We start from the raw sequence: 26229 nt of genomic DNA on the forward strand, positions 1-26229 counted from the left end.
CGCGATGCCATCTTCCAGCGCGGCACGGCTGGCTTCGATAGTTGCACCTGATGAGCGCCGAGATCGCTCGACCATTTGCGGCGTCCACGGAAAGCCGATACGCCGGATTTCCTTCTCCGTCAGTTCGCCATATTGCACACGACGCAGATATTCCTCATCGTGTGCTCGCAAAATTTCCTCATCAGTCGCGGCGTGCGGGATGATTAGGTTTTCCGCAGGCACGATCTGTGCTGCAAACACGCGCTCGCGCAGCAGTTGGTACTTGGACATCGGGAAACGATGACCCAACGGCAGCGGCAGCACGTACTGATCTGTGTAGAAGATTTTCAAAGTCGGCTCACTTGCTTGAATAAATCCACAGAGTCTTGCCATCGGTTACCATCTCGATGCTTCCCTGTCGATCCGTGCGGAATAGCGGCAAGTTCCTAAGCAGTGCTAAAACCGAGTCGTCGGGCGAAGCGGCGCGATCTCCAGCATCGGCTGCGATCACGGCAACTTGCGGCACAACCATCGCGGTAAAGGCTGCCAAACTTTTCCTTTCCGCGCCGTTAGAGGGAAGGAGCAGCACCGTCGAACCAAAATAGGACTCGGTGTGTAGCAACTGCTTGATCGCTTCTTCTGACATCTCCGACGTAATCAGAAATGAGGCATCGCCATACTTCAGACGCAGTAGCAATGTACTATCCTGCGGATTAGGAGATGCCACCACGATAGGCGGTGTTAATACCTCAATTGCCACGCCATCATCAGTAGTGAAGATCGAGCCATGTTCCAGCGCGATCCCTTCTTTCTGCTGGCGCTTGATCGCATCACTAACTGCTGGCTCGATCTGCCCATCAGCCTCCAGCGCGTTGAAGAAAACACTTCCTACTTCATAGCGATCTAGTAACGGCGGTATGGCAGCAATGGTGGCGCGCCGCATATCTGTAAGGATCAGTGCATCTAGATAATTCTTGAATGTCGGCAGATGATCGCCAAGTGCAGTTTGCAGGCGCGTGGGATTCTCGCCGCCATCGATCAAGATATGCGCACCGTTCGGCGTCTGGATCAAGACGGCAATGCCTTCGCCAACATCAAGGAAATTAACGTGCAGCTTACCATCGGGACGCGATAACACCACGATCCACAGTAGCGTGGCTACGCCTAGCCCCACGATCGTTAGCAGCGAGAAACTGAACGTACTGCGTAGAGTTTTCCACCACACCTGACGTTGCCCCGGCGGCATTGACGCCACATAAGGGATGCCCAGCGCGAAGGCATAGTAGCCCACTAGTATCGACGGACTCAGATTGAAGATCAAGGTGCCGGCAGTTGCTGCCGCGCTGCGGATCACACTTAGCATGTAGATGAGTGGCAGTTGCACCAGCCAAGCCACGATCTGACCAAGTGGCAGCCAGATCATGCCGAGAAACATCATCACAATACCGAGGATCATGATTGGCGCTTGCACAGCCCTCGGTGTGCGCGGGCCGGAGCCGCTGCGCGCGGCCTTCGACCAGTTCGCGCTCGACTACCAGGTGACCGGCCGGTTCGGGGAGTGCCTCGACCGGCTCAAGGAGCGACTGGCCGACCCGGTCGGCGACCGAGTGGTCGAGGGCCTGCGCATCGCTCGTGAGGTCGGCGGGGGCGAGCTGGGCCGGCTGCTGCGCAACCTGTCGTCGTACCTCCGTGACGATGCCCGGACCCGCTCCGAGCTCGAGGCCCGCCAGGCCTGGACCGTCAACGGTGCCCGCCTCGCGGTCGCCTCGCCCTGGCTGGTGCTGCTGTTCATGTCCTTCCAGTCCGAGGTGATCCACCGCTATGCCTCGCCCGCCGGCGTCGGTGTGCTGGCGTTCGGCGCGGTCGCGTGCGTCGTCGCCTACCGGCTGATGATGCGGATCGGACGGCTCCCGCTCGAACGACGGATCCTGTCGTGACGCCCGCTGTCTGGGGTGCGGTGCTCGGCGGCTCGCTGGCTGCCGGGCTGCTCCTCGTCGTCGCCCGGGTGCGGGTGCTGCGGCGACCCCAGCTCGCCGTGCGCGTGCTGCCGTACCTCCGCGACCTGCCGCACACCGGTGCGCTCCCACGGCCGGCCTCGTCCGGCGACGGGCTCGTCGCGGCGCTGCTGCAGCCGGCCGCCGACACCGTCGAGCGGGTGCTCGGCGGTGCGACCTCGGTCCGTCGTCGCCTCCAGCGCGCCGCCATCGACAAGACCGTCCACGAGTTCCGGATCGAGCAGGTGCTCTGGGGCGTGGTCGCGTTCGCGGTGGCCGCGGCGATCGGGGTGCTGCGGATGCTGACCGCGCCGGGGTCGGCCCTGACCTGGCTGCTGGTGTCGGCCATCGCGTTCGTCTCCGGCGTCCTGGCCCGCGACACCTGGCTCACCAGCCAGGTGCGCAGCCGCGAGCGGCGGATCCTCGCCGAGTTCCCCACGGTCGCCGAGCTGCTCGCGCTCGCCGTGGCCGCGGGTGAGGGCCCCGTCGCGGCGCTGGACCGCGTCGTACGACGCAGCGGCGGTGAGCTGTCCACCGACCTCGCCCGCGTGCTGGCCGACATCCGCACCGGCGAGCCCGTCGGTGCGGCGTTCGACGCGATGGCCGCCTCGACCGGGCTCCCGCTGGTGGCTCGGTTCGCCCAGGGCGTCGCCGTCGCCGTGGAGCGCGGCACCCCGCTGGCCGACGTCCTGCACGCGCAGGCCGCCGACGTCCGCGAGGCCGGTCGTCGCGAGCTCATCGAGACCGCGGCCCGCAAGGAGGTGTTCATGATGGTCCCGGTGGTGTTCCTCGTGCTGCCGGTGCGCATCAGTAACATTCACGTATGACTAAGCGCGCTGTGTTGTACGCACGCCTCAGCGTCACCACAGAAGACTCTGTGAGCATCGCACGCCAACTGGAGGCGGGGCGGGACTACTGCCGTGCCCAGGGCTGGCAGGTGGTGGCTGAGCACGTTGACGACGGCGTGAGTGCATCGGCCAACCGTCCCGAGGACCGGAATGGCTGGCAGGAGGTTCTAGCCCATCCAAGGGGCGCCTATGACGTGGTGCTGGTTTGGAAGGTTGACCGACTGGCCCGTCGGGCCCTCGACTTCCTGAATGCCGACGCCGCTCTACAGGAGCGCGGAGCAGCGGTCGCGGCAGTAGCCGACCCGGTGGACATGACGACCCCGCAAGGTCGGGGCTTCGCAACAATGCTGGCGGTCTTCGCGGAGATGGAGGCAGCGGCGATTAGCGCGCGGGTCGCCGGAGCAAGGCGGTACATCATCCAAGACGGGCGGGTAGCGGGTGGAGCCCCACCCTTCGGGTACATGCATGCTCGGAACCCCAACGGTAAGGGCAAGGTGCTTAGGAAGGACCCAGAGACCATTGGGTTCGTCATTGAGGCTGCTGCGCGAATCTTGCGGGGGGCTTCGGTGCGCAGCGTCTCGGACTATCTCGATGAAGTGGCGCCGAGACAAGGCAGGAAGAACAGTGCCGCGCACTGGACCATCACGGTCACCCGTCGCATGCTGACGAACCCCGTTCTGGCTGGCATGACTTTGAACAACCCTGGCAACAAGGGCAAGGTGCGCGGAAGCGAGGTTCTCCGTGGCAAAGACGGTATGCCTCTCATTCGAAAGGACTTGGCAATCCTGAGCGTCGAAGAACATCGGGACCTCAAGGACCGTCTAAGCAATGCCGAGCCCTATAAGGCGCGCTCCGAGTCATACCTGGCAGGTTTGGTGTGGTGCGGTCACTGCGACAAGAAGATGTATCGCAACGCCAAGAACATCAGTGGCAAACGGGTGCGGGTATTCCAATGTCAGGGCAAAGACGGGTGCGGTCAGCAGGTCACGAACTTGGAGGACATAGTGGAGGATAGGTTCCTAGAGGAATTTGGCAACCACCACTTCATTATTACTCGGGAGATTCCATCAGACTACGACCTCACCGAGATTAATACCCAGATTGCCGATACCGCCGCGCGCATGACAGCAGATGATGCCGACATGGAAGCCTTGATGGAAAGAATGGCTGCATTGAAGGAGACGAAGCGCCGAGCGCCAGAGGTCTCTTACAGTACTGAGGTTTCCCACGAGACGTCGGGTGAGCAATGGCGCAAGGACAGACGGACTGCCCTCCTGAACAGGTGTAGCGGCGTGCGACTGGTCAAAGGCAGGGTAGGCAGGAAGTTCGACCAATCCCGCCTGTCATTCATGGAGTTGACGCCGATGCTCGGTAAGCATGAAGTTGTTCGGGCCATGGGGATTCCATGGGATGAGTCGAACGCGAGAACAGTCCATATACCTGTGGAGCCCGGAGACTTCTGACAATATCTGACACAGAGATAGAGTTAGATTGCGCAGACTTCACCGCCACTCTCAACATAAGTAACGAATCGATAACAATACGCGGCATAATATCTGGACGGTATAATAGAGATAGGTGCGCGAGGCCTGAGAGAACCAGGCTTCGGAATGCGGTTAGTTCCGCACCGCCTTCCCCGGGCAGTTACATCCTTCTTCCTGTCCGGGGACCTATTCAGTGATGCAACATTGGGGACAGGTTGCAGCATGGCGCTTTCTCACTCGTCCCCTGTGGCCGCTCTGTGTTTGTAATCTAGGACGCAGAGCGGCCTTTAAAGCCTATCGCTCGAATATTCGCCTTTGGAAACAATGGTGATATAATAGAAGAGTAAGCGGAACCGGGCAGGAAGGCTTATTCGTAGGAGCACAACAACAGAGTTCGCGAGACTCGCAAACCCCCCTAGGTTGAGGTACTGCCCGGTTCCCTCTCTAGGGGTGTTTTCATTTCTGGATAGAGTCTTACAGCCGAGCATGTTGGGCGGTATAGAAAGAGCCCTTTATGATTCTCACAGCGCGTATGCCGTCCGAGCGGCTAGGAGCAATCCGAAGAGAATCAAGAAGGATAACCCAACGGAGTGGATAACCGGGTTTCGGTCTACTTACCCTAAGCAACCAGAAGGACGCAAGTTCCCTGAGTTGTGAGCGACCATCTCTAGGCTTCAATGATGAGGAACCCTAAGGGTACGTGTATCCAAGTCAATATGCGCAGAGTCAAGAGAAGTAGATGGGTGCAAGATGACTCAAGTCTCTTGCACTACCGGCCCGCTGGGCCGGTCGCCGCGGAGCGGCGATAGTCATAAGAATATCTATTAAGGAGAAAGTGGTATGAGTATAGAAGTAAGTACAGGGCTAGAGGAAGCAATCAGTGAACACACAGCGGCGGTGCGTACGAGCATCCGCCTAACCAATGCGTTGCTACTCGCTCAAAGCATGAATGTCGATATTACGAGGGACTCAGCCAAGGTCCTTCGTCACCTCAGCCTGCTAGAGAGCATTGTGAGCCACGATGACTGAGTTCGTAGAGGTCATCAGGAGTAGCGGGCTGAATGGCGAGCCGGTAGAGGCTCAGTGCCCTAGGGAATTACTAGGACTTGCGTGCATCAACGCTGAGTACGCCTGCCTCTGCGAACTAGTAGAAGGCTGTTCGGTCGAGATGGTGCGACAAGGCGGTATGGCGCCAGTCCTCAACCTGTCAATGAAACTCAGGCAAGGCATCGATGCACAGACAGTCATGACTGGTATCGACCTAACGGGATTAAGAGCAGACTTCAAAGTATCAAGGGAGGCTGTTACAGCCTCGTTCAATATGCGAAGGCCACAGAACACGGAACTAATTAAGTTCGTTCGCGAGACGGGCGTCTGAGGGGTTCTAGAGGCATTGGTCCAGGCAGATTCGAACTGCGCGGTCGCCAGGGTCGAGATGCAGATGCGCGAGGGCGAACTAACGATGTCGCGGCTTGGTGAAGTCAGACAAGGGGCCGAATCAGTACGGGGTGGTGTCGTAGTACTTGTCGCCGGTGAACCTGAGCACCCCGGACTGTCGCTGGTAACCCAATGCGTAATGCCCGGTCCCGCCTTCCTCGCCACAAACCGCGTAGTAGCGGTAGCCGCCCGGGGCGGCAGTTCCGGCCGTGTCGAACAACTGGTGAACCCGCGACTGCTTCCAACCGGTCTGCACGCGGTTGAACTCGCCGTGGGTCACACACCCAGGGGTGTCGGCCGATGCTGGTGCGGCAGCCATCACGAAGGGGCTTGCGACGAGCGCCGTGGCCAACATGAGGTGCCCAGGAGACTTCATGACCTCGATGCTAAGGAGTTGGCAGACAAATCGGAGCGGTTTGGACAAGTCGACACCTGACACACGTGGAGCCCGGCGCACGCAGAGCGGCTCACTCAGTAGGGACTGAAGTAGCCCTTGTCCCCGGTAAACCGAAGGGCACCGTTCCGCCGTTCATAGCCTAGGTAGTAGAGACCCGGACCGTCTGGCTCGGCGCACACCCGGTAGTGCCGGTAACCATTTAAAGCCGCAGTACCGGCCGTGTCGAACAACTGGTGAACCCGCGCTATCGGCCAGCCTGCACGGGGCTTGTTGTACTCGCTCCGTGTCACACATCCCGGCGTGTCTGCCGATGCTGGCGTCGGGATGATTGCGGGGACTCCGCAGAGTAGGACGCCCGTACCCGCGAAGCACAGAATTCTCTTCATGCTGGCGAAGATAGCCGGGAACAGACGTCTGCATACGCGGTCCCGGGGGATAGGGATGGACCGCCGAGTGCTCAGGCCGGAACCCCGCACCGGAGCAACTACGGCCCAATACTCCGCAAGCGGCCCCAAGGCCGGGACGACGTGCCACCATCTCGGGGGGCTAGGTCCCGCGACCCCACCGACCGACAAGGGGAACCCGATGCGAACAGCCCTTCTGGCAGCGTCGACGCTCGCTCTGCTGGCGGCCGCTGCTGGCTGCGGCGCCCAGAGCTCTGACGCAGGCGCGAGCCCTCCTGTCCAGACAGTCACAGTGACGGCGACGCCAACTACGTCTCCGTCTGCAATCGAGAGCATTGAATCCGAAGACCCGCCGGCCCCGCCGTCGTCGTCTTCCACTCCGACGCCTGCTGCGACCCCGTCCCCGACCGCGAATACGTGGGGACCTTTCGTCGCCTCTGCGGCGCCAGGAATCTCCATTGTGGCGTCGGGATACGAGCGCGCAGGGTCCTGGGGTTACCCCGGGGTGGGGGCGGTGGGCTATAACAATGGTCCCGAGCACTTTTCAATCGACGTGACCTTCAAGGCCGTAAAAGACGGGTTTGCTACTCAATCGACCACTGAGACGCTTGCCTACGTCCCAGCCGATTCATTCTTTGCCGTGGGCTCAATGCTTGAGGATTCCTTGGGTCCGGATGAGAAGTTGGAAGTGTCGCTTGAGAATGGCAGCCTGATACATAAGTCGGTTCCTCTGGCGGCCGACGTTGAGACTCTAGTGACGCATGGCAACGTTGCCATCAATGTCACCACTGATAGGAACATCCCGAAGGGTTCACCGGCCTACATTGTCTTCGTTGGAGATGGCGGGAAAATCATAGGCGGGTCTTCCGACTTCACCAATGTCACGATGCGGGCTGGCGCTACAACGAGTGACTCGCTCGACTCTTCTCCACCCAAGGGCACAACTGGTGCGTTCGTCACTATAGATAGACTGTTCATGATGTGATTGAACCGTCCTAGCCAATCGAGCCAGTCAACCCTTCTGGCGGTCCTCGCAGGCGTACGAAGCATCCAAAGAGACCGTTACAGCGTCGTTCAATTCGAGGATTCCGCAGAATCCGGACCTATTCTCGTTCGCCCGTCAGGGAGGCGCCCGACACATCCTGGGGGTGTCAAAAGTCCCCGTGAGCGACGTGTTCGGTCGTAATCGCATAACGAAGCCCGATGTGCCATGCGGAGGTGATGCCGCGTGGGGCGTAACTGCCTTTCAATGACAAGGTGTTCAGAGTCGGTTACACAAAAGGTTCGGATTCTGTACGCTAAAGCCATGAGTAAGAGGAACAAGTCAATGGCAGTCGTTGGCTATCTAAGAGTCTCGACTGAGGAACAGGCCATGAGTGGCCTCGGCTTGGCAGACCAGAGGGCAGCGATTGAGGCCGAGGCTCAGCGCAAGGCTTGGGAATCCGTTGAGTACGTCACTGACGACGGCTACTCAGCCAAGTCGCTTGCCCGCCCTGGCATCACTGAGGCCCTGGACCGTCTCAGGGCTGGCACGGCCGGGGTACTGGTTGTCAGCAAACTCGACAGGCTCAGCCGCTCCCTGCTGGACTTCGCAAGCCTCATGGCGCAGGCGGAGCGTGAAGGCTGGGAACTCGTCGTCTTGGATATGGCGATTGATACGACCACGCCTAGCGGGGCGCTCATGGCAAATGTCATGGCTAGTTTCGCAGAGTACGAGCGTCGCATCATCGGACAGCGCACGAGCGCTGCCATGCAGCAACTCAAGGCGCAAGGGGTCCGGCTGGGTCGTCCCCGCGTCATGGCTGAGCATGTGACAGAGCGCATCGTCAGCGAGAGGGGGAGCGGGAGAACGCTGGCAGCAATCGCAGACGGTCTGAATGCTGACGAAGTGCCTACGGCTCGCGGTGGTCTGAAGTGGTATCCCAGCACAGTGAAGGCGGCACTAGCGTCGGCAGACCTAGACGCTTCGGCCGCGTGAGGATGAGCAGTTATCGAGTCGGAGCCTCACTGGTCTAGATACGGGCGCACTATCTGGCTTCGGAACGACTGCCAGCAACGCGAATCGAGCATCCGGCTGAAATTTATACATTCTGGAGCCGGGAGGGTTGGCAGAATGTTGACCGGTCAGGCCTCCTTGTAGAGCACGAAGACTGGCTCCTTGGTGAAGCCGCCTTGAGCGACGGTGACAATTCGCCAGCCTTCGGTCTTCTCTAAGTGATTGAGACCGGTCTCCCATACTTCAGTGGTCTTAGTGATGCGGATGTCAGGGTCGCTCTTGACTGCCACTAGGTTGAGTTCGCTTGCGTTGATAACTTTGTGTGGCACGATGGGGCTCCTTAGTCGTCGCTCGTCATTCAGAACAGACCTTCGTCCGTGTTCTTGGTCCGTGCTCGCTTGGCCTCGATATATGGCAGAATAGTCAGCGGTACGTTCGGCTTCTCGCCCTTCAGTAACCGGTCAACGGTAATAACCTGGACCTTAGGGAACTTCTGCTCGTTGGCCGGGTGAGTATAGGTTCCAGCGTGATTAACTGCGTCAATGATGCCCCGTGTGGGTTCAGCCATCGTGATGAGGATTCCCATCTCAGCCTTTTGTGTCTCGACCGTGCCGAGTAAATCGCGGACGAACTGGGGACCGATGGACTTGCCGCCTTTGACCGACACAAGGATTGTTCCCAGGTTCTTACCGCTCCCGTCGAGAAGGAAGCGGGCTTTGCCGTCGATGCCCCTGTCCCCAACTTGCTTCTCATTGGGTTGCGCGTTAACGAGGGAGACTGCCCAGCGCTCGAAGTCGAAAGGCGAGTGACTGAACAGAGCAAAGGCTCCCGCTCTGTCGCGAGGGATGCCGAGGACCTCATAGGTACTCTCGATATCGTCGCCATATGTATGGCGTAGACGCTTGCGGATTAAGTCAACCGCGATGTAGGTCACATCGATACCAACCCACTGGCGACCGAGATTCTGAGCCGCGTCCACCGTTGTCCCGCAGCCGCAGAACGGGTCTAAGACCACATCGCCCGCATCGGTAGTGGCCTTGATTATGCGCTCCATAAGCGCAAGAGGCTTTTGAGTTGGGTAGCCAAGACGTTCGGCGGCCTGACTGTTGAGGGGAGCGATATCTGCCCACACATCTCCCAGCGGCTTGCCTCGCTGCTCATCAAGATACTTCTTGGCCCGAGGTACCCGACCAGGAGCCGTTTGGACGATGAGTCCAGCGTCATACGCCGCTTGCATACGTTCCTTGGTCCACCGCCAAACGCGGGTGACGCCCATGAATTCGTACGTCAGGTTCGGTCGGTCGGGGTTTGGATTGGTGATGTCTTTTAGTTCGAAACGTCGGCCGTCATCGTCAAGGTTGGAATACTTCGCGGCGGTCTTTGGGTCCAAATCATTAAGGTCATAGGGGACGAATGTCTCGTCTAGGTTCCATTTCGCAGCGTCCGACTTTTGGTAGGACAAGAGGACGTCATGATTATTGGCAAGACGGCGCGCCATGAGCCCTTTGGAGCCAGTTCGTTGCCATACGACCTCGTTGCGGAAGTTGGCCGCGCCGAATATTGAGTCTAGGAGCACTTTCAAATAGTGGCTCATCGTTGGGTCGCAGTGGAGCCACAGTGACCCTGACTCCTTCAACGTGCGGTGCATTTGGAGCAGACGCGGAGCCATGTTGACTAGGTACGCCATAGCGTCGTTCTCGCCGAGCAAGGTCCGAAACGCGGTTAGCGCGTCGGCCGCACGAGTTGGCAGGCCGCCTTGTATCAATCCGACATACTGCTCGTCGGTGGTAGGAGTCCAGACCCAAGTGTCACCAAATGCCTGAATCTGAGCGGCATCATCGGCGGAGTGTGCCTGATTCCGCCCGAAGATTACGTTGTAATTTCGATTAGAGTTGAACGGGGGGTCTAGATAGACAAGGTCAACTGATTCAGACTTAATGTGCTGTCTCAGCACGTCCAAATTGTCGCCATAGAAGAGTTTGTTGTCTGCCATGAAGCCCCCGCACTCGTGCCTCGTCGATGAACGTGACCCTACCAGCGGGACACTGTGCTTTAATAGTGGAACGCGGGAGAACTAGGGGAGACCGATGGGCATTGAGCAGATTATTACCGACGACTTGACCGGTGAGACCATTGACAGCGACACCAAGCCTCTCAGTGTGCGGGCTGACGGTCAGGACTATGACCTATACCTCAGCGCAGAGAGCAAGGAAACATTCATGGCGCTCCTGAGAGGTGAGGCGCCGCTCTTGAAGAGGGCGAATCGCCCCGCGCCGGTGGCAGGTGTCAAGACGTCCAAGGGGACCAAGACGGAGACCTACGGGTATGACTATGCCGATGTGAAGGCCTGGGCGATTGCCAACGGCGTCAAGGCGGCCAACGGCAATCCGGTCACCGAGAAGACCCCTCGCATCGGTCAGAGCGTTTATGACGCCTACAAGGCTGCGATGGCGAAGTAGCGTGTTCTCGTAGCGGCGTTCGTCCGGCTCGTCTATGTTCGGATACGGAGAGACCCGGGACACTTGCATTGTCCCGGGTCTTCCGTTTCATGACGCTACTTGCGCTTCTTGCCTGCGTCGCTGCGCTTGTCGCGCCACGCGCCGTCCTTGTTGCGGTCGCGCTCCTGCGTACCGCCGCCCTTCTTCGGGACCTGCGGCACCTTGCCTGCGTTGCCTGCCATCGCTCTCACCTCCTTCCCGGGTGTGTCCTGGACCACATTCTACCGGTGAATGACACCGATGTAAGTCGGGTCCGCCGACATGTGATATGGGCAGTAAGAAGGTGCCTGTTTCGAGCGGGTTGTGTGCTGCCGGTGACCGTCCTGTTCGCGTTCTGGCCCGGCGTCATCGGTCTCAGCCTGACCACTCCTTGAGGAGGAAGAGTATGGAACACCTCACGCTGGCGCTGACGAGGTTCTACCTGGCCCTCACCGCGCCCCGGGTCCGCGACGAGCGCGGCGACGTCCCGGGCTGGGTGATGATCACGGTGATGACGGCCGGTCTCGTCGTCGCGATCACCGCCGTCGCCCGGCCGCAGCTGCAGTCGATGCTGAGCTCGGCGCTCGACCAAGTGAAGTAGCCGCCGTGCTCCGCCCGCGCGAGGAGCGCGGCTCGGCGGTCGTCGACTTCGTGCTGGTCCTCGTCGTGCTCGTCCCGGTCGTGCTCGGGGTGCTGCAGGTCGCGCTCGTCATGCACGTGCGCAACACCCTGGCCTCCGCGGCGTCGGAGGGTGCCCGGTACGGCGCCACGCTGGACCGCACCCCGGCCGACGGGGCCGCCCGCACCCGGAGCCAGATCGACGGGGCGATCTCGGGCCGGTTCGCCGACGACGTCGAGGCGCGGTCGGCGACCGTCGACGGTGCGCCGGGCGTCGAGGTCGTGGTGCACGCGACCGTCCCGGCGCTGGGGATCGGCGGACCGGGGATCGCGCTGACCGTCACCGGTCATGCGGTCGAGGAGCAGCGGCCGTGAGGCGGGCCGCGCACGACGAGCGCGGCAGTGCGCTGGTCGAGCTGACCTGGCTCGGCATCCTGCTGCTGATCCCGCTGCTGTGGATCGTGGTCTCGGTCTTCGACGTCCAGCGCGGCGCGTTCGCGGTCAGCGGCGCGGCCCGGGCCGCCGGCCGGGCCTACGCGCTCGCCCCCGACGACGCCGAGGGGCGCCGCCGCGCGGATGCCGCCGCTCGGCAGGCGCTGGCCGACCAGGGCGTGCACGGGGTCCCGCTCTCGGTGCGGATCAGCTGCACGCCGTACCCCGCCGACTGCCACAGCGGCACCTCGGTGATCACCGTCCACATCGCCTCGCGGGTCGACCTGCCGCTGCTGCCGGACGTGCTCGGTGGTGGCGCCCCGAGCTTCGCCCTCGACGCCACGCACACCGTGCCGATCGGGCAGTTCCAGGAGATCGAGCATGCGGGGTGATCGCGACGAGCGCGGCCAGGCGACGGTGATGATCGTCGGGTTCGCGATGGTGCTCGCGATGACGGTCGCGATGGTGGTCGACGCGTCTGCGGCGTACCTCCAGCGGCAGGGCCTCGACACCGTCGCCGACGGCGCCGCGTTGCGTGGCGCGGACCTGGGCGCGACCGGCCGCGAGGTCTACACCGGCGGTGTCCCGCGCGGCCGGCTCGACCTGACCGCAGCGGCGGTGCGGGGCTCGGTCCACGACTACCTCGCCGCGACCGGCGCCTACGCCGCCTATCCCGGGCTGAGGTTCGAGGTCGACGTCGACCCGGCCACCTCGAGCGTCACGGTGCACCTCGAGGCGCCGCTGGACCTGCCGCTCGCCGTCCCCGGGTCGCCGGGCACCGCCACCGTCGGCGCCACCGGCTCCGCGGTCGTCGTCGCGCAGCGCTGAGCCCGGCGGACCAGGCAGCCTGGCGACCGTCCTGCGGATCCGTGAGGTCGACGGATCAGGTCGGCGCCCTGGGCGAACCGGACGACGTCCTGGCACGACCTCGTCCGGTCAGATGGGGTGGACGACCAGGAACGTGGTCCGCAGGTTGAGCTCGGTGTAGAGGTCCGGCGGCAACGGGTCGTCGGTCGGTCCGGTGAGGGCGCTCGGCAGCTCGTCGTACTCGCGGACCACGAGACGGCGGGCGTGCTGGGGGTCGTAGGGGAGCGTGATCGTGTCGAACGCGGACCCGAACTGGGCGGCGTGCCGGCTCTGCACCTGCCAGGTGGCGCCCTCGGCGCCACTGCCCGGCAGCGCGGTGAGCTGGTCTCGGAGCGCCGCCGTCGGGGCGACCTCGACCCGCATCTCGAGGGCCGACGCCGGCGCTCCTGGCCGGCCGTCCACCTGCACGGTGACGTCGTTGTTGCGGGTCCGGATCAGCAGGCTGCGGTGCGGCAGCACCCCGACCGGGTCGGTCGTGACGACCGGGGAGGTGGTCCGGCCGGGCAGGCTGTGCCGCTGGAACCGCACCAGGGCCAGGCGCACCATCGGCTGCGCGGGGTCGTCGGCCAGGGCGCTGAAGCCGATGTCGGCGAACCAGCGGCCGTCCGCAGCGAAGACATCGAACGGCACGACGACGAGCAGCGCACCGGAGTCCTGGTCCTCGACCAGGAGCGGGTCCCCGCCGGCGCGCGAGAGCGTGGTGTGGTCGGGTTGCGGTGGCGGGTCCCCCAGGCGGGCCGGGTCACGGTGCGCCGTCGTGACCAGGTGCGCGAATGCGTTGTCGTGGGAGGCGGTCGTCCGGCCCGTCGGGTCCAGGCCGGGCGCCCGGGCGATGCCGTCGGCCCCGGGACCGGGGGAGACGACCACGCCGAGCTGCTCGCCCTGGCCGGTGCTGAACCACGGGTGGTCCAGCTCGACCCGGAGGATGCCGCCCTCGCGGACGACCTCGTAGTCGATCGCGACGACCGGAGCCGGGGGGACGAGGTCGGCGTGCCCGTCCCCGTCGTAGTCGACCCCGTCCAGGACCCCGTCGCCGTCCTCGTCCACCTCGACACCGAAACCCGTGGTGGTCTCTTGCGGGTGGAACAGCGGTGGCCGCTCGGTGAGGGCGCTCGCCGGGGTGACCGCGAGGACGACCGGCGCCGTCGGTCGCACGGTGCTGTCGACGTGGACGGGCGCCAGCGTCGCTTCGCGGAGGAACGCCGACTCCGGGTCGGTGGCCGGGAAGAACTCCCGGAACCGGCTGTGGGCGGCGAGCCTGTAGGTCACCTCGCGGTGCCGGGTGTCGCCGAAGTGGTGCCGGATCTCCGGGAGCGCCTCGGCCTCCAGGTCCACGGGGAACGAACCGACGGACTGGGTGACCGGCGTCGGCTCGGGAGCATCGGTCCACTCCTGCCAGCTCGCCGCCACGTCGAGCTGGGCGGTGCTGTCCCGGTCCAGGCCGAGCCGCGGTGCCGCGCCGTCCGCCAGGACCGCCCAGGTCCCGCCCTCCTCGCGCCGGGCCTCGAGCACGCCTGCCGGCGGGTCGAGAGGCGCGCGGACGGCGTGGACGACCTCGATGCGGCGAGCCGGGGTCACGACCGGGTGCCGGCCCTCGATCACCAGCTGCCGCGCGGTGCTGCCCAGGGGCGCCACCGCGGAGGCGTCGAAGCGACCGAAGTAGGTCGAGTCGATGGCGGAGGAGACCTCGAGGACCCCGCGGAACGCCGGTGGCAGCTCGACCTCGGCAACGCCGTCCACCCAGGCGACGCGGTACGGCGCGTGGCGCTCGACCGGGACGACGTGCACCCCCTTGGCGTCGTGGTCGGGCCAGGTCGCGGCCGGCCAGCCGTCCAGGGTGGACGGCAGGACGGCCAGGCGCTCGGCCTCCGGCACCAGCCGGGCGGCGGCCGACGTCGCGGCCACGTCCGGCAGCCAGGTGTAGTGGCGGCCGGCCCGCTTCTCGGCGCTCGCCTGCGGCGCGGTGATCGCCCGGCGGGCCAGCCGCCACGCGGTCTCGTCGACGCCGCTCAGCCGGTCCTCCCACTCGCTGAGCTCGAAGTTCGCCGGCGGGGGCAGCAGGGTCCGGCTGTGGTTGGGCGGGAGGCCCGGGTCGTGGCTCGGGTCGGCCCCGCCGGGGTCGCTGCGCACCACCAGTCGCTCGAGGGACCCGCCCGGGCCGAGCAGCGTCGGGTCCACCCGCGGACGGGCCCGCCCGTCCGCGTCGACGACCGTGGTGAGGAGCCCGGCAGGCGGCGGCATCTCCGGGGGCCGCACCGGCTCGTGCCGTGCGTAGGTCTTCAGCGGGGTGGCGCCGTCCTCGCCGAGGTCCTGGCGCGTCGGCAGACCACCGCCCGCGAGGTCGACCGCGCGCAGACGGAGCTGGTAGCCCGAGCTGAAGCGCAGCTCGGGCATCCCCTCCGGCTCCTGCGGGTCGTTCTGGAACTCCCAGGTGAACCGGTACGGCAGCGGCCGCACCACTCGCGCGTCCGGCGGGACCCCGTCGAGCCGTTGCTGCGGCAGCCCGAGCCGGTGGCCGGACCAGCGCGCCACGACGCCGTCGACGAACAGGCGCTCACCGGTGCCCTTGACCGCGGCCGTCGCGACCAGGTGCGCCTCCTCGCGCTGCCAGCCGCCACCGATCACGACCCCGCCGACCTCGTAGCGGGCGTTGCGCCACATGACCGAGTGCCACTCCTGGCCGCCGTAGCGGACGTCGAGGCGGTAGCCGAGGACGAGGTCGTCGGCGGTGAGGACCGGAGGTGCGTCCTGGGTGGCGTTGCGCAGACCCCGGCCGTGGCGGTCGTGGACCCAGGTCTCCCGCTTCCGGTGCACCAGCTGGAGGCCGACGGAACGCAGGGGCGGCATCGCCGCCGGGTCCGGGTCGGTACGGCGACGCCGCCGGTCCTCGGCACGCGCACGCCGGACCGCTGCGCTCGCGTTCTGCAGCTGGCCGACAGCGCCGTCGATGTCGAAGGTGCGCAGCTCCCAGTCCGGACGGTCCGCCCCCGGGGTGGTCCGGGCCAGGTCGACCAGGCCCCCGGTCACGATGTCGTCGGGGCCGGGCGCCGCGAAGAACCCGCGGCGGGTGACCTCGAACTCGGTCTGCGGTGACGGCGGGACGTCGAGGGCGACCGGCGGGTCCGGCCAGCCGACGGAGATCCGCCCGGCGTCGCCGCACCGTCGCAGCAGGTCCCGGGGGAGGCGCACCTCGAGCACCAGGCCCAGGGCCGCCAGCACCGCAGGGTGCTGGCGCATCAGGGCGACGACGCGGTGGAAGTCGGGGTCGCCCCGGTCCACGACGGCGGCGTCGGGGTCCGGGGTCGGTGGCATCGGCCCGAAGCTGAGCCCCTCGAGCTGGTCGGCGACCGTGCTCGGGTCCTCGACCGCGCCCTCGTAGGCCGTCGCGACCGCGTGCGCGTCGTCGGCCGAGGTGGCGACCTGAGGGGTGTCGTACGGCGCCGGCGCGGCGTACGGCGTCACGCCGACGTGGTCGAAGAACCCCGCCCAGACCGCGGGGTCGGCGCGGTGCGTGGGGACGAGGTGGACCGGGTCCAGGTCGGGTCCGCTCCCCGGGCTGAGGCGGACCTCGAGCGAGCCGGGCGCATCCCGCAGCGCGCGTGCCCAGTTCGCCATGCCGTAGTCGGCCAGCGCGGTGCCGTGGCCGAAGAGGCGAGGCACGACGACGACGCGCAGCAGGGCGTCGTGGTCCGTCAGGTCGCCGCCGGGGACCGCGACCAGCAGCAGCTCGCTCATCGGCCGGCTCCGACCGTGCCGGACCGGTAGGCCTGCCACGCAGCGAGCTCGTCGTCGGTGACCGGGGCGTCGACCGCGGCGAACGCCTCGTCCGGATCGAGCAACGACCCTGGTGAGGCGCCCACCGACTCCGGGGCCGCTCCGGCGCTGGTGCCGCCCTGCAGCACCCACTCGCCGCTGTCGATCTCGATCTTGTCCGACCAGAGGGTCAGGTCGATCTCGAGGACCAGGGTGGCCCGGCCCACCAGCCGGTGCCGGTCGAACTGGTAGGCCAGCGCGATGCGCAGCTCGATCGACACCGAGACCAGCTCCAGCACCGACACGCTGCCGCCGATGCGCAGGTAGCCGGAGAGGCTGACCATGGTGCCGTCCTGGACGTACTGCACGCCGCCCAGGGCGTGCACCTCGCCACGGGCCACGACGAAGTCGACCGAGACCTGGGCGCCGAACTCCAGCGCGGCCTCGATCTGGGGCCCGCCGGTGCCGAGACGCACGTCGACGTACCCGCCCCCGGTGAAGGAGAGGACGCTGAGGGAGAACGGCCGGTCGCGGGTGGCGAACCCGATCCCGACCTCCACCGGCCGTCCGTCGAAGGGGATGTCGACCGAGCTGTGGAAGGTCAGGTTGCTCAGCGCGAACGCGCCGCAGCCGACGTCGGGGACGGGCAGGGAGTAGGCCGCCGTGACGCCGCTCGGCCCGGCCTTGATGGTCGGGACCTTGCCGCCGAGGTCCACCGCCTCCTGGAGCTGGGCCAACAGCTCGAGCTCGCGGTAGAAGGTGAGGTGGAACCCGTCCAGGGCGACCTTCGGCGGATGGGTGGCGACGTGCCCGTCGACGTCCAGCGTGGGGTCGACCAGGCCGGCCCCGAGGCCCGCGCCGGGGACCACGTCCACGCCGTAGGTCGTCTGCTGGAGGAACCGCAGCCGCTCGAAGTCCAGGCGGACCAGACGGGTGTCGTCCGTGGCCGGGAACTGCAGCGCGAAGTCCTCGACCCGACAGTCGGTGACGACGCCGTCGGGACGGGCGACCACGTGGATCGTCAGCGCGGTGGGCGCGGCCGGGTCGTGGCTGACGCGGAAGAACTCGACGTCGTTGAGCGGCACCGCCCAGTCCATCGTGACGACCGGGGTGACGCCGTCGACGAGCTCGGAGACGATCCGCGGCGGGTCCGGCGGAGGCGACAGCGTCGCGACCGCGGTCTGGATGAGGTCGCGCAGGCGGAACCCCAGCAGCGTCGCCGCCTCGCCGATGAGGTCCGCCGGCGACGGGTGGGTCAGCAGCCCCGCGAGCGTCGCGGGCCCGTGCTCACGGGAGATCACGTCGGCCGCGACGTCCAGCGCGGCCAGCCCGCCGGAGCGGTCGGCCGCCTTGGTGAAGTCCGCGACGATCCCCGCCGGCGCCTCGAGGAACGCGACCGCCTGCTCGCCCTGGTCGAGGAAGGACTGCGTGAACCCGACGACCGCCTGTGCCGTCGCCCGGGCGCGACCGCCGGCCAGCTGGGTCAGCTCGGGCAGGTCGACGACCATGCCCCACCGGCCGGCCTCGCCGCCGACCCGGCCCAGGCCGACGTCGAAGAGGGTCGCCAGGGACGTGCCGCCGACCAGGTTGAGGGTGCGGACCAGCTGGGAGTCCGCCGCCTTCGGCACGGCGGCGCCGACCAGGTCCAGCAGCACGCCGCCGGTGTCCACCACCGACGGCGGGCTTGCCGGCCGGTCCAGCTCCGGGAGTCCACCGGCCGGTCCGGCCCAGGCCAGGTCCAGCTCGCCGGGCAGGGCCGGGTCCGCCAGCGACCGGTACTCCGGGAGCGAGTACGCCGGCGCGTCGGGCAGCACGACGTCGTACACGAGCAGCATCGGCATCGACACCTCGACGACGCTTCCGCCGCGGACCAGCCGCACGGGGAACCGCAGCCGCTCGCCGGTGCTCGTGACCGGCCACGCGGTGACGGTCGTGGGCACCGACAGCCGGGTCAGGTCGTCGACCTGCTGACGCAGTGCCTCCAGCGCCGGATGGTCGTCCTTCCAGCGAGCGGCCGCGTCCGCGATCCCGGGCGACTCGTCCCCGAGGTTGACGGCGTCGTCGACGGTCCGTGCGGTGTGGCGGGCGTCGACCTCGGGCCGGAGCTGGGCCGCGTGGGCGGCGAGGTCCGCGGCCTCGCGGCGGACCCGCGCGAGATAGCCCTGGTCCACGAAGTACTGCTGTGCCTCGGCCCGGCAGTCGGCCGCGGCCAGCTCCTCCTCGTGGGCCGCGTCGAGCTCGCCCTGGTCGTAGGTGCCGTCGGGGAGCAGCGCCCGTTCGTCGTGCTCCCGGGCCCTGTCGAGGTGTCCCTGCTCCTTGTCGATCCAGTCGTCGTAGGAGCGCTGGGACTCCTCCAGCGTCGCCTTCTCGCTGTTCTTGGCGGCGCTGTCCTGGTCCGCCTGCCACCAGGATCCGTAGACCGGGTCGTTCGCGCGGCGCAGGTCGTCGTCGGTGCGGAGCTGGTCGTCGACGTAGGGCCGCCAGAGCGACTCCTCCGCCGTCACGGTGTCGTCGAGCGCGTCCCGCTGCCGTTCGAGCTCGGCGATGTCGGCCGTCACCCGCTGGGGCTGGTACACCGCCTCGGGGGTGCCGAGCCCGGGGAACACCGCCGCGCCGACCTCGACGCGCTCGAAGGGGAAGGTACGACGAAGGGCGCCGCCGTCAGGGGAGTCGACGACGGCCTGGTTGAGGCGGAGCGTGACGGTCCGGCGCAGCGCGGCCGACCGGCCGACGTCGTGCTGGCGCTCGGTCAGGGTGGTGAGCGTGCCCGACAGGCCGAAGGGATAGAGCAGCACCCGCTCCTCGACCCGGACGTACTGGTCCCGGCCGTGGGTCACCCGGTGGCTCCACCCGAAGCCGTCCCACTCGCCGGTCGCGGTGATGCTTCCGCCCAACGGTGTCAGCTCCCACCGGGTCGCGTGGGCCGGCGAACCGGCCGTCAGGTCGGCGACCTTGGTGCGCTGGTCCGGGCTCAGCGGGGGCGCGATCACGAAGTCCCGGTCGGCGGCGTAGGAGCGGTCCAGCGGCACCACCGGCATCGGTCCGCCGGCACGGCTCAGCAGCCGGGCCAGCCACACCCCGGTGACCCGGCCGGGCGAGGCCAGCGGCGTGGAGGGGTGGTGGCTGGTCCCCGCGCCGGGCGCGAGCGCCAGCCGCCACGGCATCTCGATCCAGGTGTCGATGAGCGCCGGCCCGCCCGCGCGCAGGGCCGTGCAGGCCGCCAGCACGCCCTCCGGGGTGAGCGGCACCGCGGTGCCGGTGGCGACGTCGAAGGCCAGCCGGCTCGGTCCCGACAGGTAGGCCGTCACCGTGAGCGCGGGGTCCGATGCGTCGGCGACGGTGTCCTCGTGGACGTGCTGCGGTGGGAGCACCAGCACGATGACCGCCGGGCCGGTCGCGATCGCCGCCGTGCCACCGTCGTCGGCGCTCAGCTCGAAGCCGTCCAGGTGGACGCCCAGCGCGGCCAGGTCGTCCCCGCGGCTCAACAAGAAGTCCATCGCCCTCAAGCCCCCTCCGGTCGACTCACCGACCCGGGCCTGCCCGCTCGCGCCCCGCTCGCCGACGTGCGGTCGGACCGACCGCCGGCGGGGTGGCCTCACTTCTCGAGCACGGTTCCCGAGATTCCCGACTCGAATCTAGGTCGGTCCGCCGGTGCCGCCTATGACCCGTGCGGGCCATAGGCGGGCCAGAAGCCGCGCGCTGCCGGTCGGCCCCGCGAGCGCGCCGAGCTAGTCGGTGACCCGCCCGACGTAGCCGAGCACGTTCCAGGAGCTGCCCATCATGTTGATCCCGTAGGTCGTCGAGCCGAAGACGATCCCGCCGTTGGCGGCGGTGACCGAGTCGATCTCGTCCTGGTGCCCGCCGGTCGGGTCGGGGAGGACGGCGCCGGTGGCCGTGTCCAGGAACCGGTTGCGCCCGAGGCCGACCCACAGCCGGTCGCCGACGGGAGCGGTGCGCAGCAGCACCCCGTTGGTGTCGAAGTCCTTCGGCTTGAACCGGTAGCGCCAGTTCCCGAAGGCGTCCATCTTCGTGACCTCGGGGTAGAAGGAGAACAGCCCGGTGACGTAGACCGCCTTGCCCGACACCGACGCGTGGTAGGCCGGGCCGTCGAGGGACGAGTCGAAGTCGGTGTTCAGCGCGCCGTTCCTCAGGGAGAGCCGGGCGATGGCGCCGCTGCGCAGGCCCTCGTAGGTCGGGATCCGCTTGAAGCTGCCGATCACGAGCAGGTCGCCGTCCAGGACGGTCAGGTAGGAGATGTAGCCGCCCATCGGCACCGGGAAGCTCCGCTGCTTGCGCCCGTCGGGTCCGTAGACCGTGATCCGGTTGCGCGGGTACTTCACGTCGTCCTGCAGCCGCTGCGCGACCACGAGCCGGTTGCCGACCGTGGTGAAGCCGGTCAGGTCCGTGATCCGGTGGGTCCGCGCGGGGTCAGCGGCGCCGCTGTCGGGGTCGAAGGCGCGGATGGTCTCCGTGGTGTTGTCGTAGTACGGCGCGTGGGAGACGTCGGGGTCGTAGCCGTAGAAGTGCGTCGACGCGACGTAGAGCGCGTTCGGCGCGGCCACCAGGTCGCCGTAGAACGCCGTCTTCGTCACGTGGAAGTCGGCGAGCGGCTCGAGCGTGGTCGCGTCGAGCGCGGCGATGGTCCGGGTGTCCGACGGCTCGTCGAGGAAGAACTTCCCGCCGACGTAGACGCCGGAGCCGGAGACGTCGACGGCGTTGACCGGGTGGTCGAACGACGGCAGGTCGACGTCGAGCGCCGCGCCGGTCCCCTGGTCGACGACCGCCAGGCTGTGGGCGTCCTGCCCGCCGGCCTCGGCGAAGGTGCCGCCCACCCAGAGACGACCACCGGACAGGTCGAGGTCGTAGACACCGGCCGGGGCGCCGGACGAGGGGTCGACCGGACCGGAGACCTGGGGGTCGAACGAGGCGTCGGCGGCACCGGTCGCCGGGTCCAGCGCGACCAGCCGACCGGGCCGGCCGGCGATCGTCCCGGCGTCGCTGCCGACGTAGAGGGTCTCGCCGGTGTCGAGCACGGTGTGCACGTGCCGGCCCTCGGGGCCGGCGACCTCGACGTCGAAGCCCGCGTCCTTGGCGCCGGTCACCGGGTCGAGCGCGACCAGCCCCGTGGTGCCGACGTAGAGCCGGCCGCTGCCGAGGGTCAGCGCGGTCACCTGGCCCTCGACGGGCGAGGTGAAGCCGGGCACCGGGTCGCCGGTCGCGCTGTCGAGCGCCTGGACCTGCCCGGTGCCGACGTAGACCCGGCCGGACCCGGCGGCGAGCTCGGCGACCCGCACCTCCTGGTCGGCGCGGAACGGCAGCAGGTGGCCGTCGTCGGCCGACACCGCGGCCAGCCCCTGGCGGACCGACCCGTCGACGTGGCCGAAGTCGCCGCCGACGTACAGGGTGTCGCCGTCGAGGGCGAGGGCGCTGACCAGGCCGTCGGTGCCGGCGTCGAACGCGGTGTCGACGGAGCCGTCGGCGAGCACGTGCTGGAGTCCGCCCTCGACGTGCTCGTAGCGGTCCTGGCCGAAGTCGCCGCCGACGTACCAGCCGCCGTCGCCGTCGGGGACCGTGACGGACACCTGTCCGTCCGGCAGCACCGGGGCGGGCCGGTCGGCGCCGGTGGTCGCGTCGAGCACGCGGCCCGGCCCGGAGTAGCGGCCGATCTGATCGAAGCCGCCGAGGACGTAGACCCGGTCGCCACTGCGCACGACCTGGTCCACCGACCCGTCCGCGACGACCGAGGTCACGGGGAGGTCGGCGTACGTCGTCGTCCGGGGGCCGACCTCGATGACGCCGGCGGGAGAGCCGGCGGGGGAGTCGGCGGGGGAGTCGGACGGGGTGGCCGCGTGGGGTGCGCCGGCCGCGCCGAGCGCGATCGCGACCGCGGCGGGCAGGGCGCCCGCGAACAGCTGTCGGGGGGACATGTCTCGTCACGGTAGGAGCAGCGGGCAGGGCGCGCGGCCGCTACGGTGGATCGGTCCCGGAGGTCTAGAGCGATCGGGAGGAGCGATGAAGGTCGTCGCGCTCGGGGTGGTGCTCGCAGCGGCCGCGCTGGCCGGGCTGGCGCCCGCGGTCGCCGGCACCTCGACGTCGCCCGGCACCTACCAGCGCCAGATCTTCACGGCGACCAACGACCAGCGGCGCGCCCACGACCTCGACCCCCTGCGGCACCAGGCCTGCGTGCAGCGCTTCGCCGAGCGCCAGGCGAAGCGGATGGCGCTGCAGGAGCGGCTCTTCCACCAGGACCTCGGACGCGTCCTCGACGACTGCGACCTGCACTCGGCCGGCGAGAACGTCGCGTTCGGTTTCGACACCGGTCGCTCGGTCGTCGTCGACGGCTGGATGGAGTCGCCTCCGCACCGGGCGAACATCCTGCACTCGTCGTACCGGCTCCTCGGCTCCGGCGCCCGGCTCGGCGACGACGGCTTCTGGTACGCCGTGCAGGTGTTCGGCCGCGGCTGAGCACCGGCTCCCGGCCGCCTGCGGCCGGCGCTGCACGCAGGTGCCGCGGGTCAGCGACCGGCCGGACCGGACGTCGGCGCGGGGTCCGGCACCGGACGGGAGTCGTGGGCGAGCGCGGCGACCGAGCACAGCGACGCCACGACCATGACGACGGCGGCCGCGACCCCGGCGATGCGGGCCCGGTGCCGGCGCAGCGCGGGGGTGGGACGGACGTCGATGATCACGCTCCCACGGTGCCAGCGATACGGACGCTCCGTGACGGTTCGGTGCCTCATCTTGCTGCGGTGCAAGAACGTGCAGGAGTGGGTAGGTTCCTCTCGTGTCCGGGGGAGGGGAGGGTCGGGAGCCACGCGTCCCGACCATCGTGATCGTCGACGACGCCGCTGAGGTGAGGTCGCTGGTCCGGACCCGCCTGCGCCTGTCCCACAAGCTCGAGGTGGTCGGCGAGGCCGCCGACGGCGCGTCGGCGATCGAGGCCGCCCGGACCCAGCAGCCGGACCTGGTGCTGCTCGACGTCTCGATGCCCGTCATGGACGGGCTGGAGGCGCTGCCGCAGGTGCTCGCGGCCGCCCCGGGCACCCGGGTCGTGATGTACAGCGGCTTCCAGGAGCAGGGGCTGGCGCACCGCGCGCTGGACCTCGGTGCGTCGGTGTTCCTGGAGAAGTCCAGCTCCCTCGACACCCTCGCCGACGACCTGGTCGCCGTGCTCGGGATCCCCGCCGTGCCGGCGCCCCGCGAGCCCGTCGCGGACCCGCCCGAGGACGAGGACTCCGCCGACGCCGCGGTGCTCCGCCAGCACCTGGAGCGGTTCCGCGAGGTCTTCGACGACGCCGCGATCGGCATGGCGACCGTGACCCTCGCCGGGCGTCTGGTGCGCGCGAACGGCGCGCTCGCCGAGCTGCTCGGCCGCTCGACCGACGAGCTGGTCGGCATGCCGTACGCCGACCTGGCCGTCCCGGTCGCCGACCGGGTCGCCGCCGCGATCGACGAGCTGCTCCAGGGCACCAGCCGGGTGGTCCAGGTCGAGCACGAGGTGGACGGGCCGCCCGGTCGGCGTCGGGTGGTCGCCACCCTGGCGCCGGTGCTCGACAGCAGCGGCCGGCCGCTCTACCTCTTCCTCCAGCTCCAGGACGTCAGCGCACAGCGGTCCGCGGAGGAGGAGCTGCGGCTGAGCGAGGCGAAGTTCCGGATGCTCGTCGGGGCCGTCGAGGACTACGCGATCTTCATGCTCTCCCCGGAGGGGCTGGTCGAGAGCTGGAACACCGGCGCCGAGCGGATCAAGGGCTACACCGCGGACGAGATCGTCGGGCAGCACTTCCGGACCTTCTACCCCGCCGCGCAGCAGGAGATCCGCCACCCCGAGCACGAGCTCGAGATCGCGCTGCGCGAGGGCCACTACGAGGAGGAGGGCTGGCGGATCCGGAAGGACGGCACCACGTTCTGGGCGAACGTCCTCATCACCGCCGTCCACGACGCCGACGGCCGCCACGTCGGGTTCGCCAAGGTGACCCGCGACAACTCCGAGCGGCGGGCGATGCTCAAGGAGCGTGAGCGGGCGGCGGCCGCGCTGGCCGAGGCGAACGCCCAGCTCCAGGTGGCCGCGGAGGACCAGGCCCACTTCCTCGCGGTCACGGCCCACGAGCTGCGGACCCCGGTGACGGTGCTCGCCGGCACGGCCGAGATGCTCCAGGAGCACTGGGCGGCGCTCGAGGGCGAGGAGCTCGCGGAGCTGGTCGAGGGCATGGGCAGCAGCGCGACCCGCCTCCGCCGGCTGCTCACCGACCTGCTGACCGCCTCGCGGCTCCAGTCCAGCGCGCTGGACCTCGACCTGGAGGACGTCGATGTCGCTGACGTCGCCGAGCGCGCGGTCGCGACCGCACGCCGGCTGAACCCGGACGCCGACATCGTCCTCGACTGCGAGCGCGGGCTGGTCGTCGCCGCCGACGCCGACCGGATCGCGCAGGCGGTGGACAACCTGGTCGGCAACGCGCTGCGGCACGGCGCCCCGCCGGTGCACGTCGCGGTGCGGCGGGCCGGGGCCGACACGGTCGAGATCGCGGTGGCGGACGCCGGTGCTGGCGTGCCCGAGGAGATGCGGGAGCGGCTCTTCGACCGCTTCGCGACCGGACGCTCCCGCGGCGGCACCGGTCTAGGCCTCTACATCGTGCGCCAGCTGGCCCGCTCCCACGGCGGCGACGCGACCTACCGGCGGCCTGGACCAGGTCAGACGGGCGGCGGCGAGTTCGTGGTGTCGCTGCCTCTCGCACCGCAGACGGCATAGGCTGCGGCCGTGCCGATCCGCGTCCTCCTGGTGGACGACGTCGTCGAGGTACGCCGGCTGGTCCGGACCTCGCTCCGCTTCCGGGGCGGGTTCGAGGTCGTGGGCGAGGCGGCCGACGGTGCAGAAGCCGTCCGGCTGGCCGAGGAGCTGCGACCCGACGTCGTCGTCCTCGACCTCGGCCTGCCCGACATCGCCGGCCGGGAGGTGCTCTCCCGAGTCCGGGAGCACGCCCCGGACTCGAAGGTGGTCGTCTTCTCCGGCCTCGAGACCGCCGACCGCGCCTGGATCCGTGAGCACGCGGAGGGGTTCGTCCTCAAGGACGAGGACCTCGGCTACCTCGTCGACCTGCTCGAGTCCGTGGGCCGCACGTCGGACACCCGGGCCGTGATCGACCTGCCCAACGACCTCAGCAGCGTCGCCGACGCGCGCCGCTTCGTGAAGCAGCACCTACGCGAGTGGGGCATCGAGGAGCCGCTCGACGACGCGCTGCTCGTGGTCAGCGAGCTGGCGGCGAACGCGCTCACGCACGCGCGGTCGTCGTACCGGCTGCGGCTCTCGGCGAGCCGGGCCGCCCTCCGCATCGAGGTCGACGACGCGGGCGCCGGGACGCCGGAGCCGCAGCCGCTCACCGACACCGAGGAGCACGGGCGCGGCCTCCACCTCGTCGACGCGCTGGCCGCCTCGTGGGGCATGGAGGCGGCCGAGACCGGCGGCAAGCGGGTCTGGGCCGAGCTGGCGCTGCCGGCCACCGCCGCTGCGGAGTAGGGCTGCCGAGTAGGCCCTGCTGCATCCGCCCC

24 protein-coding genes are annotated in these 26229 nt (G+C 67.9%); 14 read left to right on the forward strand and 10 right to left on the reverse strand.

Annotated features, from left to right (window positions below; genetic code table 11):
• The coding region (locus ACILRH_RS18800; protein WP_395695594.1) for a hypothetical protein at window positions 1-372 on the reverse strand (372 nt) is incomplete at its 3' end.
• Window positions 338-1435 (reverse strand): ComEC/Rec2 family competence protein, encoded by a 1098-nt coding sequence (locus ACILRH_RS18805; RefSeq protein WP_395695595.1) that lies wholly within the window; start codon window positions 1433-1435, stop codon window positions 338-340. The genes ACILRH_RS18805 and ACILRH_RS18800, both read right to left, overlap by 35 nt.
• 25 nt (window positions 1436-1460) lie before the next feature.
• On the opposite strand from ACILRH_RS18805, the gene ACILRH_RS18810 reads away from it, so the two are divergent.
• The 4 genes from ACILRH_RS18810 to ACILRH_RS18825 all read left to right on the forward strand — a co-directional run bounded on the left by ACILRH_RS18810 (window position 1461) and on the right by ACILRH_RS18825 (window position 5683).
• On the forward strand, window positions 1461-1916 hold the full coding sequence (locus tag ACILRH_RS18810; RefSeq protein WP_395695596.1) for a type II secretion system F family protein: 456 nt from the start codon (window positions 1461-1463) through the stop codon (window positions 1914-1916).
• Complete coding sequence (locus tag ACILRH_RS18815) at window positions 1913-2800, forward strand: type II secretion system F family protein (protein ID WP_395695597.1); 888 nt, start codon at window positions 1913-1915, stop codon at window positions 2798-2800. The genes ACILRH_RS18810 and ACILRH_RS18815 overlap by 4 nt, the downstream gene beginning before the upstream one ends.
• Window positions 2797-4284 (forward strand): recombinase family protein, encoded by a 1488-nt coding sequence (locus ACILRH_RS18820; protein WP_395695598.1) that lies wholly within the window; start codon window positions 2797-2799, stop codon window positions 4282-4284. The genes ACILRH_RS18815 and ACILRH_RS18820 overlap by 4 nt, the downstream gene beginning before the upstream one ends.
• A 1042-nt stretch (window positions 4285-5326) precedes the next feature.
• Window positions 5327-5683 (forward strand): hypothetical protein, encoded by a 357-nt coding sequence (locus ACILRH_RS18825; protein ID WP_395695599.1) that lies wholly within the window; start codon window positions 5327-5329, stop codon window positions 5681-5683.
• Window positions 5684-5803: 120 nt separating this feature from the next.
• On the opposite strand, the gene ACILRH_RS18830 is transcribed toward ACILRH_RS18825, so the two are convergent.
• Window positions 5804-6118: a hypothetical protein gene (locus ACILRH_RS18830; RefSeq protein WP_395695600.1), complete on the reverse strand. Its 315-nt coding sequence runs from the start codon at window positions 6116-6118 to the stop codon at window positions 5804-5806.
• A 978-nt stretch (window positions 6119-7096) separates the two neighbouring features.
• Between ACILRH_RS18830 and ACILRH_RS18835 the strand changes: the two genes are divergently transcribed.
• Window positions 7097-7528 carry a hypothetical protein gene (locus ACILRH_RS18835; RefSeq protein WP_395695601.1) on the forward strand — a complete coding sequence of 144 codons (432 nt, stop codon included), beginning with the start codon at window positions 7097-7099 and terminating at the stop codon, window positions 7526-7528.
• Window positions 7529-7849: 321 nt separating this feature from the next.
• Window positions 7850-8521 (forward strand): recombinase family protein, encoded by a 672-nt coding sequence (locus tag ACILRH_RS18840; protein ID WP_395695602.1) that lies wholly within the window; start codon window positions 7850-7852, stop codon window positions 8519-8521.
• A 146-nt stretch (window positions 8522-8667) separates the two neighbouring features.
• On the opposite strand, the gene ACILRH_RS18845 is transcribed toward ACILRH_RS18840, so the two are convergent.
• Both ACILRH_RS18845 and ACILRH_RS18850 read right to left on the reverse strand, forming a co-directional pair.
• The gene (locus ACILRH_RS18845) at window positions 8668-8868 is read right to left on the reverse strand and encodes a hypothetical protein (protein WP_395695603.1); all 201 of its coding nucleotides are present in this window, start codon (window positions 8866-8868) and stop codon (window positions 8668-8670) included.
• 29 nt (window positions 8869-8897) lie between these two features.
• Window positions 8898-10532 (reverse strand): DNA methyltransferase, encoded by a 1635-nt coding sequence (locus tag ACILRH_RS18850; protein WP_395695604.1) that lies wholly within the window; start codon window positions 10530-10532, stop codon window positions 8898-8900.
• 94 nt (window positions 10533-10626) lie between these two features.
• On the opposite strand from ACILRH_RS18850, the gene ACILRH_RS18855 reads away from it, so the two are divergent.
• Window positions 10627-10998, forward strand: coding sequence for a histone-like nucleoid-structuring protein Lsr2 (locus tag ACILRH_RS18855; protein WP_395695605.1), 372 nt, complete (start codon window positions 10627-10629; stop codon window positions 10996-10998).
• A gap of 95 nt (window positions 10999-11093) precedes the next feature.
• Here ACILRH_RS18855 and ACILRH_RS18860 read toward each other — a convergent pair whose 3' ends face one another.
• Window positions 11094-11219, reverse strand: a complete 126-nt coding sequence (locus tag ACILRH_RS18860) for a hypothetical protein (RefSeq protein ID WP_395695606.1) — start codon at window positions 11217-11219, stop codon at window positions 11094-11096.
• A 203-nt stretch (window positions 11220-11422) separates the two neighbouring features.
• Between ACILRH_RS18860 and ACILRH_RS18865 the strand changes: the two genes are divergently transcribed.
• Genes ACILRH_RS18865 through ACILRH_RS18880 form a run of 4 tightly spaced genes read left to right on the forward strand, consistent with a single transcriptional unit; the run spans window position 11423 to window position 12894 of the window.
• Window positions 11423-11617: a hypothetical protein gene (locus ACILRH_RS18865; RefSeq protein ID WP_395695607.1), complete on the forward strand. Its 195-nt coding sequence runs from the start codon at window positions 11423-11425 to the stop codon at window positions 11615-11617.
• A gap of 5 nt (window positions 11618-11622) precedes the next feature.
• Window positions 11623-12009 (forward strand): TadE/TadG family type IV pilus assembly protein, encoded by a 387-nt coding sequence (locus tag ACILRH_RS18870; RefSeq protein WP_395695608.1) that lies wholly within the window; start codon window positions 11623-11625, stop codon window positions 12007-12009.
• Window positions 12006-12458, forward strand: a complete 453-nt coding sequence (locus ACILRH_RS18875; RefSeq protein ID WP_395695609.1) for a hypothetical protein — start codon at window positions 12006-12008, stop codon at window positions 12456-12458. The genes ACILRH_RS18870 and ACILRH_RS18875 overlap by 4 nt, the downstream gene beginning before the upstream one ends.
• Window positions 12448-12894 carry a pilus assembly protein TadG-related protein gene (locus ACILRH_RS18880; protein WP_395695610.1) on the forward strand — a complete coding sequence of 149 codons (447 nt, stop codon included), beginning with the start codon at window positions 12448-12450 and terminating at the stop codon, window positions 12892-12894. The genes ACILRH_RS18875 and ACILRH_RS18880 overlap by 11 nt, the downstream gene beginning before the upstream one ends.
• A 108-nt stretch (window positions 12895-13002) precedes the next feature.
• Here ACILRH_RS18880 and ACILRH_RS18885 read toward each other — a convergent pair whose 3' ends face one another.
• From ACILRH_RS18885 to ACILRH_RS18895, 3 genes are all read right to left on the reverse strand, one after another.
• The gene (locus ACILRH_RS18885) at window positions 13003-16668 is read right to left on the reverse strand and encodes a hypothetical protein (protein ID WP_395695611.1); all 3666 of its coding nucleotides are present in this window, start codon (window positions 16666-16668) and stop codon (window positions 13003-13005) included.
• Window positions 16665-20183, reverse strand: a complete 3519-nt coding sequence (locus ACILRH_RS18890; RefSeq protein WP_395695612.1) for a hypothetical protein — start codon at window positions 20181-20183, stop codon at window positions 16665-16667. Before ACILRH_RS18890 ends, ACILRH_RS18885 begins: the two co-directional genes overlap by 4 nt.
• A 231-nt stretch (window positions 20184-20414) precedes the next feature.
• The gene (locus ACILRH_RS18895; protein WP_395695613.1) at window positions 20415-22613 is read right to left on the reverse strand and encodes a hypothetical protein; all 2199 of its coding nucleotides are present in this window, start codon (window positions 22611-22613) and stop codon (window positions 20415-20417) included.
• Between the two features lie 85 nt (window positions 22614-22698).
• Between ACILRH_RS18895 and ACILRH_RS18900 the strand changes: the two genes are divergently transcribed.
• A complete protein-coding gene (locus ACILRH_RS18900) occupies window positions 22699-23151 on the forward strand; it encodes a CAP domain-containing protein (RefSeq protein ID WP_395695614.1) in 453 nt (150 codons plus the stop codon).
• Between the two features lie 50 nt (window positions 23152-23201).
• Here ACILRH_RS18900 and ACILRH_RS18905 read toward each other — a convergent pair whose 3' ends face one another.
• Window positions 23202-23375 carry a hypothetical protein gene (locus ACILRH_RS18905; RefSeq protein WP_395695615.1) on the reverse strand — a complete coding sequence of 58 codons (174 nt, stop codon included), beginning with the start codon at window positions 23373-23375 and terminating at the stop codon, window positions 23202-23204.
• A 95-nt stretch (window positions 23376-23470) separates the two neighbouring features.
• Between ACILRH_RS18905 and ACILRH_RS18910 the strand changes: the two genes are divergently transcribed.
• Together ACILRH_RS18910 and ACILRH_RS18915 are read left to right on the forward strand one after the other, a co-directional pair.
• On the forward strand, window positions 23471-25432 hold the full coding sequence (locus ACILRH_RS18910) for a PAS domain S-box protein (protein ID WP_395695616.1): 1962 nt from the start codon (window positions 23471-23473) through the stop codon (window positions 25430-25432).
• A 9-nt stretch (window positions 25433-25441) separates the two neighbouring features.
• Window positions 25442-26197 carry a response regulator gene (locus tag ACILRH_RS18915; protein ID WP_395695617.1) on the forward strand — a complete coding sequence of 252 codons (756 nt, stop codon included), beginning with the start codon at window positions 25442-25444 and terminating at the stop codon, window positions 26195-26197.
• The last annotated feature ends 32 nt before the right edge of the window (window positions 26198-26229 follow it).

Origin of the sequence: Nocardioides sp. (genome assembly GCF_044226765.1) — a bacterium.
Taxonomy (GTDB): domain Bacteria; phylum Actinomycetota; class Actinomycetes; order Propionibacteriales; family Nocardioidaceae; genus Nocardioides.